Origin of the sequence: Neobacillus paridis, assembly GCF_016765675.1 — a bacterium.
Lineage (GTDB): Bacteria > Bacillota > Bacilli > Bacillales > Cytobacillaceae > Neobacillus > Neobacillus paridis.
Map to the genome: position 1 here is coordinate 94,587 of NZ_JAESWB010000181.1, position 12,843 is coordinate 107,429.

Sequence of the window (12,843 nt, forward strand, 5' to 3'; positions counted from 1 at the left end):
TCCCGCCAATTGGAGGGCGACTTTCGCCAATTGATGATGCTTTCTCGCCAGTTGGAGAGGGATTTGCGCCAGTTGGAGCCCACTTTGCGCCAGTTGATTTACTTCCCGCCAATTGGAGGGCGACTTTCGCTAATTGATGATGCTTTCTCGCCAGTTGGAGAGGACTTTGCGCCAGTTGGAGCCCGCTTTGCACCAGTTGATTTACTTCCCACCAATTGGAGGGCAGCTTTCGCCAATTGATGATACTTTCTCGCCAGTTGGAGAGGGCTTTGCGCCAATTGGAGCCCACTTCTCGCCAATTGATAACACGCGCCCCTGTGTCAACACGTATTCCAAAAAATGTGTATCCGCTCCCTTAAAGTGATATGATAATCATGTACATAACTTAGTAAGGGAGTGCTGCACATTGAAAGATGAACTGATCAAAAGATTTACCTCGTATGTGAAGGTGGATACGCAGTCTAATGAAGACAGTGAAACTTGTCCGTCAACCGAGGGCCAGTGGACGCTGCTTCGGATGCTGGTGGATGAATTAAAGGAAATTGGCATGGAAGAGGTGACGATTGACGACAACGGTTATGTGATGGCGACCTTGCCAGCGAACACGGACAGAAACGTGCCCACCATCGGCTTCCTCGCCCATGTTGACACGGCGACCGACTTCACTGGAAAAAATGTCAACCCGCAAATTCATGAAAATTACGATGGCGGCGACATTACCTTAAACGAGGGATTAAATGTCATCCTGTCACCAAAGGATTTTCCGAACCTTAAAAACTACAAAGGTCATACGCTGATCACAACTGACGGCACGACGCTACTGGGCGCGGATAACAAGGCTGGGGTAACGGAAATCATGACCGCGATGCACTATCTGATTCAGCACCCGGAAATCAAGCACGGCAAGGTGCGCGTGGCCTTCACGCCGGATGAGGAAATTGGCCGCGGGCCGCATAAGTTTGACGTTGCAGCGTTCAATGCCAAGTTTGCCTATACGGTTGACGGCGGACCGCTCGGGGAGCTGGAATATGAAAGCTTTAACGCGGCAGCGGCAAAAATCACCATCAAGGGAAACAATATTCACCCGGGTTCAGCCAAGGATAAAATGGTGAACTCGATGAAAATTGGAATGGAGCTACACAGCCAACTGCCAGAACAAGAGGCGCCAGAGCATACGGAAAATTATGAAGGCTTCTACCACCTGATTTCATTCAACGGCGATGTCGAACAGACAAAGCTTTATTATATTATCCGCGACCATGACCGCGAGAATTTTAACAATAGAAAAGTAACGATCGAAAACATCGTCAATGATTTAAGGAAAAAATATGGTGCTGACAATATTCAGCTTGAACTGAAAGATCAATATTACAACATGCGTGAAAAAATCGAACCGGTAAAGGAAATCGTTGAAATCGCGCAGCAGGCAATGGAAAACCTTGATATCAAGCCAATCATTCAGCCAATCCGCGGCGGTACGGACGGCTCACAATTATCATTCATGGGGCTGCCGACACCGAATATCTTCACCGGCGGGGAAAATTTCCACGGTAAATATGAATTTGCTTCCGTCGAAAATATGATCAAAGCCACTCAAACTATCATTGAAATTATCAAACTATTTGAACAAAGAGCAAACTAAGCGCAGCAGCAAAAAGCTAACCTGCAACTCAGGTTAGCTTTTTAACATGCACGCTGACACAGCTGTTCTAAACATCCAATGGTCTCCAATCGCTGCCTTTCCAGCTGTTCTTTGGACCAGTTTCCCGCATCGGCCTGCAGATCACGCCCAATCAATAACAGCATCCATAATGAAAACACTGCGGCGAACAGGTAATATTCCTTTTTAAAAACCTCCCTGTCAACCGGCTGATCAAGCTGATCAAGATAACAATCGAGGGCCGCTTCCCGCAGTTTGCAGGTCATCTTTTTCGAAAAAACAGGGTGCGCCATATCGATGACATGAAATAGATCCCAATAAGGCAGGTTCACATGGGCATGCTCCCAGTCAAGCACGATCAAGCGACCGCCGGCAAGGGCAAAATTGCCTTGATGCAGGTCCCCGTGGGATACCACCGGCTTCATGGTAAACTCGAAATCATCAATGAGCCGGAGCTGCTTTTGGGAAAACAACTTCCGGCTCGCCCAGACTTCCACGGCCATTTCTTCAATTCCCGGCTTTATCCCGGTTACCGGAATATCCGGAAAGCCATCCAAAGAAAGCGAGTGCCACAGTGCGGCCGACCGCACCGCAGCCAGCAAGCTTTCCTCGCGAAACTCATGAGACAGCGGACCGAGGTCCTCGAGAATTAACCAGCTGTACTGAGGGTTATCGCTAATCCGATAGGCAATCATTTTAGGAAAAACGACGGGAAAATGGGGGAGAATCTGTTCATACACCCACACTTCCCGACCTAATTGTGCATTGTTCGTTAACGGTTTAAAGATGTACGATTCCCCTGCAGGCATAAAAAACCTTTCCACCGAGCGGCCGTTGTTGCCGCGGTAAAGGATTTCTCTTCCGGCAATCAGTCCCCTATTCAAAGTACCATCTTCTAGTACAATTGCCGCTGGCAGCCGCTCGGTCCCACTCTCAGTCATCACCGCAAGCCTCCGCCAAAGCGCCGGCAGGGGAAACCGCCCAGATAGCAACCCCATGTAACTGCGGGCCGCCTTCGCAGCGTTTTAAATTCATCAAGATCATACAAACTCCCCCTTTTCGTGAGGTTTCAAGAGCCGACAAAGATAGAAGGGTGATAACCCTCCTTTCATACATATGTATGTTGGAAAGGTTTATATCCTCAAGCAGCAAATTTTAATGCAGTCAAAACCTATCTTCAAGCCAGTAATTTTTTTTGCGAACCGAATCCTTCCTTCAAGCCAGTAATTTTTTTGCGGATCGACCCCTTTCTTCATTGCCAGTAATTTTTAAAAGCGGTCGTCAATCCCTTTTTCAAAAAACCTGCTTTTTAAAAGCCAGCATCAATCAAAAAACTAATTTTTATAGCGGTCGAGAATGCTAAAGAATTCTTTAAGAAACTCATAAAATAACATTTCTGCCGGCAGCAGGGAGCGGTCTGCCGGAATAATCACCCCGACCGTGCGGCTGACATCAGGCTCGGTAATCGGAATTTTGACGGTCGAGCGCGGCAGACCGTCAATCAGCGTAATTTCAGGGATCAGCGTCACCCCGAGACCAGCCGAGACTAATCCTTTAATTGCATCAATATCTTCTCCCTCAAAGGCAACCTGTGGGGCAAACCCCAGCTGGGCGCAGGCATCGACGATTATTTCCCGCAAAATATAGCCGTCCGGAAATAACACAAAGGCGGCGTCCCGCAATTCGTTTAACTTCAGGAGCCGCTTATCGGCAAGAGGGTGAGACTGCGGCAGCAGAGCGACCATTTTTTCCGTAAACAGGGTTCGGCCTTTAATCTTTTTTTCCCTTTTCGGCACCGGGCCAAGGAGCGCCAAATTGAAATCACCTCTAGCCACACCAGCAATTAAGTTGGCGTAAGAGCTCTGGTTCAGCTTAAATTTAACCTGAGGGTAGCGTTCACGAAAGGCCGAAATGGCGGTGGGCAAGGTATAAGCGGCAAGACTGCTTGGGAAGCCCACACGGATCGTCCCTTTTTCGGGATCAATCTGTTCCTCCACTTCCCGTTTGGCATTTTCAATCAGCTTCATGGCCTGCTCCATCTGTCCTAAAAACATTTCCCCAATCGGGGTTAGCTTAACATTCCTTCCTTCGCGGAAAAACAAGCTGACCCCCAGCTCTTCTTCCAAATTAAAAATTTGCCTGCTGACAGCAGATTGTGCAACATGCAGGGCATGGGCAGCCTCGGTTACATGCTCTCTTTTGGCCACCTCTATGAAATATTGAATCTGTCTCAACTCCATCTGCCCGCCACTCCTTTCTGGAAAATAACCCTCGGTTCCTTTAAGCTAGCTTGAAACAAAATGTTTTCATTCCTTATGATGTGATGCAGCGTTGATTTTTGCGCTGCATGGTGGACTACAAAAAAGGAAAAAATTTTACCAACGTCACATCCATTCCACTACGCCTTATGAACCACCCTAACGGACTCGCCAATCGGCGAGTTATCACTTATCTCATTTCGGCATTAAACCTATCTATTATTCATATTGCTTAGATTATTCATCCATTATAAAATAAATCGACGCCAATAAAAAGAATTTTCAGTAAACATTTAATCAAAATTTTTTACAAAGGGGTTGATTCCTATGCAAACAATTGAAGATGTAAAACAATCAGGAACCCAAGCGGTGAGGGATTATGTCAATGAGGTTTTCGAAACGGTAAAACGCCGCAACCCTTTTGAATATGAATTTCACCAAGCAGTAGAAGAAATTTTTAACTCTCTCGTACCAGTTTTGGAGAAACATCCAAAATACATCGAGCAGGGGATTTTAGAACGAATTGTCGAGCCGGAAAGAGCAATTACCTTCCGCGTTCCTTGGGTCGATGACAGCGGCAAAATTCAAGTAAACCGCGGCTTCCGCATCCAGTTCAACAGTGCCATCGGACCGTATAAAGGGGGCTTGCGCTTCCACCCGTCGGTTAATGCCAGCATCATTAAGTTCCTTGGGTTTGAGCAAATTTTAAAGAATTCGTTAACTGGCCAGCCGATCGGCGGTGCCAAAGGCGGATCAGACTTTGACCCGAAAGGAAAATCCGACGCTGAAGTGATGCGCTTCTGCCAAAGCTTTATGCAGGAGCTTTACCGCCATATCGGTCCGGATACCGATGTTCCCGCCGGTGATATCGGCGTAGGCGGCAGAGAAATTGGCTACCTGTTTGGAATGTATAAGAAGCTGCGCGGCAATTTTGAACCTGGTGTATTGACGGGAAAAGGGCTCAATTATGGCGGCAGCCTCGCGAGAACCGAAGCAACCGGTTATGGTACCGTTTATTTTGTCGAGGAAATGCTGAAGGATAAGGGCATGAGCTTTGAAGGAAGCACTGTTGTTGTTTCCGGTTCAGGAAATGTCGCCATTTACGCGATTGAAAAAGCACAGCAGCTGGGGGCAAAAGTTGTTGCTTGCAGCGATTCCAACGGATACATTTATGACGAGGACGGCATTAAACTGGAGACGGTTAAAAAGCTGAAAGAAGTAGAACGAAAAAGAATTTACGAATATGTCGATTATCATCCACGGGCACAATATTTTGAGGGTTGCTCCGCTATTTGGTCGATTCCTTGTGATATCGCCCTTCCTTGCGCGACGCAAAATGAAATTGACGAAGCAGCAGCCAAATTGCTGGTGGCCAACGGAGTTAAAGCTGTCGGAGAAGGCGCAAATATGCCATCCACTCTTGAGGCGGTTGATGTGTTCTTAAATAACGAAATTCTCTTTGCCCCTGGAAAAGCAGCCAATGCCGGCGGTGTCGCTGTTTCTGCTTTAGAAATGGCACAAAACAGCGCCAGACTCGCTTGGTCATTTGAAAAGGTTGACCGCAAGCTTCATGAGATCATGGTTAACATTTACCGCAACAGTATCAATGCTGCTGAAGAGTATGGCTTCCCAGGCAACTTAGTCGTTGGAGCCAATATTGCCGGATTTGTAAAAGTTGCCGATGTCATGATTGCACAAGGGTTAATTTAAATCAGCATTGACGCCATGGTCGTTGCATTCGTTTGTAAAAATCTCCCCAAAAGGGAGATTTTTTTTGCCTGGATGGTAACACTATGACTGGTAAAGGAGGGCTGACATGATGGAACAAGGAAGCACACATGAGTTTGTCGAAAAATTGCACGAAAAGCAAGAAAAAAACAGAAAAAATCAGCATAGACAGGGCGACAATGCCCCAAGTAAAAGATTACCGAATAAAGAACATTAAATGAAAACTCCACCGATTGGCAAGTCCGTTAGAGCGGTTCATGAGGCGTTGTTGAGTTTATACAACATAGGAAAGCCTAAAATTGGGTAGAATTTTATACTCCTATTAGGATAAAGAAAACTCCCCGATTGGCGAACCTTTATGGCGAAGACAGAGGCGTAGTTACACTTATGCCTACCATGAAAGTATAACTATTTTCATTCTTTGTGGTGCAGCGCTGATTTTGCGCTGCACGGTGGACTGATAGGAAAGTTTTTCCTATCGGCCAAAAACAAGCCGCGGTCAGCTTCCGCGGCTTTTATCGCTATGAGGAGGCAATCGCAATCGTTGTCATGCTGCCGCGGTCCAGTTTTGCGATCGTTTCCATATCTTTACTCACAGCAAGATAGTACCATTTATCCTCATATTTTAACCAGCTTGTCACTGTCGCCGATTGACTGTCAAGGTAATATCTATCTCCGGATAGGGTTAACCAGCCGGTTTTTACCGCGTCATTCTTTTCTGCTAAACCTGGGCGATTATTCGTGCTGAACCAAGTATTTTCAATAAACCCGTCTGCCTTTAGGTAGTACCATTTTCCCTCAGAATTGATCCAGCCAGTCTGCATTTCGCCGTTTACAGCAAAATAGTGCCATTTATTTTCCTTCTCCAGCCAGCCGGTTTTCATCGCTCCGGTTTGATCGAAAAAGTACTTTTTGCCATCCTCCTCCAACCAGCCCTTTTTCATCATTCCATCCTTGGCAAAATAATAGCGTTTGCCTCCATCGGCCAACCAGCCAGTTTTAGCCGCTCCTGTTTGGTCAAAGTAATAACGTTTGCCCTGCTGGTTCAACCACCCGGTTTTGGCCACGCCATTTGAATCAAAATAATATTTTTTACCACCGCTCTCTTGCCAGCCAGTCTGCATAACCCCTGCTTCGTTAAAGAAATATTTTTTTCCATTGATAGTCTGCAAGCCGGTCTTCTTCACGCCATTAGCTAAATAATACTTCTGGCCGCTAAATTCCTGCCAGCCGTTTAAATGGGCTTTGGCAATCGCCTCAAAGCTGTTGCTGGAATAGGTAATCACAACAGGAGTGTAATTTTTTACTTGGTTAAACAGCCAGCGCACCTCTGCATTATGCATCCGGATGCAGCCGCCGCTGACATAGCGGCCAATCGAATATTCATTGCTATTGCCATGAATCGCATAAGTGTCCCCATATGTACCTCGTGCGTTCAATCCCATCCAACGGTTGCCCAAAGGGTTACGCGGGTCTCCCCCGGGGATTTTTTCTTTGTAATAAGGGCGATTGACAATCTTCGTCACAATCATAAATTTTCCTTCAGGAGTTAAATCCCTCGTCCGCCCTGTAGCAACTTTAAATGTCCGCACCAGCTTACCACTATCATAAAAAGCCAAGGTATTAATCTTCTTATTAATAATCAATAATTGCGATGTACCGCTCCCGCTCGCTTCTGAATGACCAGCAAAGAAAAATAGTCCAAATAAGACAACAAAAATAGCAGATAATTTCTTCATATCAATCTCTCCAATTTAGTAGTTACTACTAAAATAGCACGAGATATCTGAATATTTTGTCAAAATTTATCACCAATTTAAAAAAAAATAGATTGCTAGATAAAATGAGGAAAAAAGCCCTATATGTCTCTGCTACGTTGTCGGATAATGGACTCCAATTGGCAGAAGGCACTTTTCAATTGGCGAATCAGTAGCTTCAATTGGCGTTAAGCCCTCTCCTATTGGCGGGAAACCCTCTTCTATTGGCGAAAAGCGTCCTCCTACTGGCGGGAAACCCTCTCCTATTGGCGCTAAACCCTCCCCAATTGGCGGAATGGCTGTCTGAAAAGACGTCAGGCACTACCATAAGGCAGCGCCTGACACTAAAACACCATTGTTATTTTGCATTCATAACTTTAACCGGTGCATTCCTTTGGCGGTATTTACTTCCAATTCCCAATTGACCATATCCGTTTGAGCCCCATGCCAAGACTGTTCCATCCGACCTTAATGCAACAGTGTGGTCGGTGCCAGCTTCAACCGCGACTACTTTTGTAATCGGAACCTTGACAGGGTAGGGTGCGTTCGTTGCTTTATTATTTCCTAATTTCCCGTAACGGTTTTCACCCCATGCATAGGTTGTTCCATTGTTTGCCACTGCCACCGTATGACGGTATCCGCCATCAATCTGTTTCATTTGCTGCAGATAGCCCCCGCCGTTTTCTCCTCTAATTTGGGCGGGTCTATTTTGAATCATGTTATTATAAGGAAGGCCCAATTGTCGTTGATCATTATGCCCCCAGGACCAAGCCGTTCCGTCTGCTTTAACTGCAAGGCTGTAGTAAGTTCCTCCAGTAACTTTTTTTACCTTCGTGATCAAAGGAATTTTATACGGCTTGAGGACATTGTCCATGAGATCAAAGCCGCTTTTCCCGTTGCCGATCTGGCCCCTTTCGTTATTTCCCCATGCATACACCGAGCCACCGCTCCTTACGGCTAACGAGTGGAAGCGTCCGACACCGATCGAGACTACCTTCGTTAATCCCAGCACTTTCACGGGCCTTTCAATGGTTGCCGGGGATGTCCTGCCAATTCCCCCCTGGCCATAGGAATTATTTCCCCAGCTCCAAACCGTTCCATCCTTGCGCAGCGCCATCATATGCTCCTCTCCGGCGGCGATTGCGACAATGTTTTTCAACGATTGAATTTGGTAAGGAAACGGTCGCGGTCCGTCAATTAAGGCGAAGGGACTGCCCCACATCCATACCGTTCCATCCTTCTTTAAAGCAAGGGAAAAATTATACCCGGCGGCAATCGCTTTTACATTTTTTAACCCTATCACTTGAACAGGTTTGGATTGATTGGTGGTATTTCCATTCCCTAATTGTCCTGTTTGATTCCAGCCAAAACTCCATACGGTTCCGTTCCTCTTCAGTACAAGCGTATGGTCAGAGCCTGCGGCAATCGCCGTTCCAGTTATCCCTTTGATTGGCTTTACCGGTTTCATAGTACCGGTCACATTGACCCAAAAAGTTTTCTTCAGACCTCGATATTCAGCGGTTATCACGGCTTCCCCCGGTGAAATCCCTTGAATTTTCCCCTTCGAGACTGTTGCAACATGCGGATACTGGGATTTCCAGTTTGCCTCAGCGGTAACATCTTTCTTTGTTTTATTGGAATATAGCGCGATAAGCAAAACAGATCTAGCCGCTCCCGTCTTTACAGAGATGTTTTGTTGTGGCGCGGTTAAATCAATTATCGTTACAGTGCCCTTTGGCGGTTGCGTCCCGTCGGTTGGCGGCGGGGTCTCGTCATCGTCCTCCGGCGGCTCCGCTGTTTGTAAAACAAAGCTGAATGTTACCTTCGTCGACGAAGACTGATCAATTCTTAACTTGGCATACTGACCATTATCCATTTCAATTAAATAGAGACCATTGGCTTTTAATTTGAGGGATAGTAACGGGTAACCAAGCCCATCTGTTGGAAAGGTAATCTTGTCTAAGTTCACCGGATCTGTTAACGCTTGCTGAGGAAGCTCGGCAATCCTTCTTGCCCCAATATCGCCATACTGATTAATGACAACATCTGCGGTATTTTTATCTGTCGTTACGGTCATCGTATCGAGGTCAAATCCGCCATACTTTAAGACATCCCCGGACCATTCCAATGTGTATGCAAGCAGTGGTTCATACACGCCCTTATCTTCCTCGGACCAATACAGCATTTCACCGGCGGCACGGGCTCCGGACTGCGGAATCCACGAGGCCAATACGAAAAAAGCAACAAGCAACAACAATAGCGGTTTTTTCTTCATTTTCCATCTCCCCATCATTTTTTTAGTTGGAAATCTCTATTTTGAAAACAACTGATTCTAAATAAGGAATTTGACCAGTCGACAATTGATATGCTGACACATTACCAGTCGCAGGCCGCAGGATAACCACTTTATTTCCTAGCGTTCAAATTTATGAAAAAAGACTTGGCGCTTTATGTATATTCATTCTAACTTTTTAAATGAGCAGATTTTCCCAGAGTATCAAAAAGCGGCTGGCGATCCCCAAAAGGTGAAGACAGAGGCGCAGTTCGCCCAAAAGCATAACTTTTGAACGGCATGGCCTAAACTAACGAAGCTTTCCTTTGTGCACGTATGCGCTAAGAAGGGGTTGGAAAGAGGTTTCTAAGTTGGGTACATTTGGTTTTATCACCAATTATATCATGGATTCCCGATAACAGGAAGCCATTATTAGCAGTAGCTTGCAAGCTTAATAGAGTGACAGATGGACCGATTTTTAATAGATGGCAGGAGTGGCAAAGTCCAAATTTTACCCTTCATCCATTCCTGCGCGCGTAATCCCGAGACTTTTTCGACAAGTAATTTCGAAAAAAGTTGAAAAGAAAGTTGTTATCATCAAAACAAAATATGCCAAATCGGTTGAAGAGCGGGTTACCACCGCGGAAACTGCGATTAAGCGGATCACGGAATCGATTAACAAATACTTCCAAGTAGATACAAATGAAGTTGCTCAAAAGAAACTAACTAAGCGGGCAGCTGCCATCCGGAAGATCTGCTACGTAAAAACTCTGCTGAGACTTCTCTCGGCAGAGTTTTTCTTTTCCTATCACTAAAAGGGCGGCATGGAAGCCCTGCTCACTTCAATCCATAGAATACTTGCAGCTGGTCAAAGTACAGCGTCCCTTTGCTTTTTAATTCCTGGTGCGGTTGAACCACGTAGATTTGTTTGAGTTTAATTGGTAAAGCCACATCCTTCGGAATGGCTGCTTTAACAAACTTCCAGCCCTGCCACGATAGACCCATATCTTTTGTAAAATCAATTGTCCGGCTTTTCCCTTTTCCATCGGTTAAAGTGGCCCTTAACCAGTTGTTCTTCCCGTCACCATACACATACACGCCAATAGCATTCGGCCTGCTTGTAAACACAAGGCTTTTTGCTGCGTTTAAATAAGCGGCGGATGTATTTGATTTGCTTACGGTGAAGTCATAGTTGAATTTCAAAGCGGCTTTACCTTCTTTAACCGGCTCCTTTTTCGTACTGCTCTGGCTAAATGCCGTCGCTCGAATGCTGGAAACTGTCCAATTCGTTAATTGATCAAAAGTGTCCAACACCTCTTGGTCAGGGCCGATGTTAACCGCGACAACTGCCTTTGTTTTTCCATAGGCTGCCGTGATTTGTCCGCTGCCCTTTGTCCCCGTTACGGTAAAGGTGCCGTCTTTGGAAATGGTCCCCAGTTTTCCAGTGACCGACCACTGGATCGCATTTGGCGCCATCAGGACGGTTCTCCCCTTACGGTCGTAGCCTTTGACCGATAGCTTCACCGTATCCCCGTTGCGCACCAGCAAATTGCTCTTGGAGATCGTCAGTTTAGCAAGCTGATCAACGATTTCGACAGGGAGAGAGGTGGCTGCCTGGCTATATTTTACAGTAAGCGTCCCTTTTCCTGCCTTAGCTGCGGTAAACGCCGTTCCTTTTGCCGTCCCCAATTTACTCGTTATCGACAAATTTTTCGTGGAGGCTTTTACCGGATTATAATATTGATCCAGCACGTAATCTAGTAAAATCTTAATCGACGATCCTTTTAAAAGAACACTAGTATTCGATTTATGTGCTTTTATGTATGTTGGCTGCCCATTAGGCGCTGTTGAGACCGCCATTAACGTGGTAGAAATATATCTTTCGAAGCCGTCTGCCGGGGAATTGGCCAGTTTCACAACGGAATCACCGGGATACCTGACGCCCATTGCCGTCGATCCTCCTCCATCGAGATTCAGCGCTTGGTAGGCACCGATACTGACAAGGAACTGCGCGAACTCCGTTAAATTCATTCCAGTGCTATAGCCCGGCTGTCTTCCATCAACCGTCACAAAGAATACATTTCGGCCGGTCTTATCAACAGCCACAGCCGTATGCGGTGCCCTTGTGATAGCATTGGGACTTTTCGGATCCATCGATAAGTCCACTTTTCCTTTATTGACAAGCATTGGCCCGCTGCCCAACATAAAATCTGCACCTTGCCAAAGGGTATCGATATCTACCGCTAGAGAAATTGAATCGCCTATTTGAATGTTCTTTAAGGCAGCCTTACTTGTTCCTGTCGCTGATAAAACAAAGCCATCCTTCGGAATCTGCGTTTTCGTTTTGTCCCCATAATCGCGAATCTTGGTAACCATTCCTGTAACCGTTGAACCGAAAGTAAGATCAAGCGGGGCATCGAGCTTCTCAACGACAACTTCGATTCCTTTCTCGCTTGTATCCGTATATTTGCTTGGATTTTTGGCAGTATAGAGAATCAGCTGATTTGTCGCTCTCGCCTTATTGGAAGCCGTAATTGGGGTTGACTTGCCGTTATGTACAAAATGTAGGTCTAAATTATAATGAGCAATGATCCCTTTCCCGTCCTTCATCCCAAAAGCAATCGGCTCATTCGCATATTCCGTTTTTCCAACCGGAAGCTTTCCGGCATTAATGAGCTGGTTATTTTCAGCAATCAAATACACAGGCAGCCCTGTCGGCCCAAAAAAGGAAGCATTAATGGTACCAACAACTTGATGCCTCGGCGCATAATACGTCAACGCTCTAGCAATGGTCTTGGATAATTTATTTAACGGATCGGGAATACCCACCTTAATTTGTGTATAAGGGTCGCTCAAATTCGCCTTTAACACACGAACGGCCTGATTGCGGGCAGATGTATTAATTCGATAATCCTGGTACGTCACCCCCGCCGATGCTTTAAATTCTTGTTTAATCGACGTGGCAGCTTGGACCGGCTTGATCGCCATACATACAAAACCCAACAACATCAGCACAAAAATAAACCAAAAACCTTTCAAAAATCTCCCCTGCATTACAAAAAGAGTCTCCTTATCTATTTATTTGCCAATCTATGACTATTATAGACTCTTATTCTAGGAAAACCAATGTTAAAAATGGAAACTGTATCCTGTTATTGGGGGAGCGCG

At 45.9% G+C, this 12,843-nt stretch carries 10 protein-coding genes; 4 read left to right on the plus strand and 6 right to left on the minus strand.

The annotated features are described in order from the left end of the window. Nucleotides 1-98 precede the first annotated feature (98 nt). Nucleotides 99-278 (minus strand): hypothetical protein, encoded by a 180-nt coding sequence (locus JK635_RS13540; RefSeq protein WP_202654498.1) that lies wholly within the window; start codon nt 276-278, stop codon nt 99-101. A gap of 128 nt (nt 279-406) precedes the next feature. Between JK635_RS13540 and pepT the strand changes: the two genes are divergently transcribed. Then, entirely contained in the window at nt 407-1,642 is a 1,236-nt protein-coding gene (gene pepT / locus JK635_RS13545; RefSeq protein ID WP_202654499.1) for a peptidase T, read from the plus strand. 41 nt (nt 1,643-1,683) lie between these two features. Here pepT and JK635_RS13550 read toward each other — a convergent pair whose 3' ends face one another. Both JK635_RS13550 and gltC read right to left on the minus strand, forming a co-directional pair. After that, complete coding sequence (locus tag JK635_RS13550) at nt 1,684-2,601, minus strand: phosphotransferase (protein WP_202654500.1); 918 nt, start codon at nt 2,599-2,601, stop codon at nt 1,684-1,686. A gap of 393 nt (nt 2,602-2,994) precedes the next feature. Beyond that, nucleotides 2,995-3,900, minus strand: coding sequence for a glutamate biosynthesis transcriptional regulator GltC (gene gltC / locus JK635_RS13555; protein WP_202654501.1), 906 nt, complete (start codon nt 3,898-3,900; stop codon nt 2,995-2,997). Between the two features lie 345 nt (nt 3,901-4,245). Here gltC and gdhA point away from each other — a divergent pair, with 345 nt between their 5' ends. Together gdhA and JK635_RS13565 are read left to right on the plus strand one after the other, a co-directional pair. Further along, nucleotides 4,246-5,628, plus strand: a complete 1,383-nt coding sequence (gene gdhA / locus JK635_RS13560) for an NADP-specific glutamate dehydrogenase (RefSeq protein ID WP_202654502.1) — start codon at nt 4,246-4,248, stop codon at nt 5,626-5,628. 106 nt (nt 5,629-5,734) lie between these two features. Continuing rightward, on the plus strand, nt 5,735-5,863 hold the full coding sequence (locus JK635_RS13565) for a DUF4023 domain-containing protein (RefSeq protein WP_202654503.1): 129 nt from the start codon (nt 5,735-5,737) through the stop codon (nt 5,861-5,863). A gap of 304 nt (nt 5,864-6,167) precedes the next feature. Here the strand turns inward: JK635_RS13565 and JK635_RS13570 are convergent, their stop codons facing one another. Both JK635_RS13570 and JK635_RS13575 read right to left on the minus strand, forming a co-directional pair. Continuing rightward, entirely contained in the window at nt 6,168-7,385 is a 1,218-nt protein-coding gene (locus JK635_RS13570) for an N-acetylmuramoyl-L-alanine amidase family protein (protein ID WP_202654504.1), read from the minus strand. Between the two features lie 376 nt (nt 7,386-7,761). Further along, nucleotides 7,762-9,678, minus strand: a complete 1,917-nt coding sequence (locus tag JK635_RS13575; RefSeq protein WP_202654505.1) for an RCC1 domain-containing protein — start codon at nt 9,676-9,678, stop codon at nt 7,762-7,764. Nucleotides 9,679-10,169: 491 nt separating this feature from the next. Between JK635_RS13575 and JK635_RS13580 the strand changes: the two genes are divergently transcribed. After that, nucleotides 10,170-10,490 carry a hypothetical protein gene (locus JK635_RS13580; RefSeq protein WP_202654506.1) on the plus strand — a complete coding sequence of 107 codons (321 nt, stop codon included), beginning with the start codon at nt 10,170-10,172 and terminating at the stop codon, nt 10,488-10,490. Between the two features lie 22 nt (nt 10,491-10,512). Here the strand turns inward: JK635_RS13580 and JK635_RS13585 are convergent, their stop codons facing one another. Beyond that, nucleotides 10,513-12,729, minus strand: a complete 2,217-nt coding sequence (locus JK635_RS13585) for a phosphodiester glycosidase family protein (protein WP_202654507.1) — start codon at nt 12,727-12,729, stop codon at nt 10,513-10,515. Between the last annotated feature and the right edge of the window lie 114 nt (nt 12,730-12,843).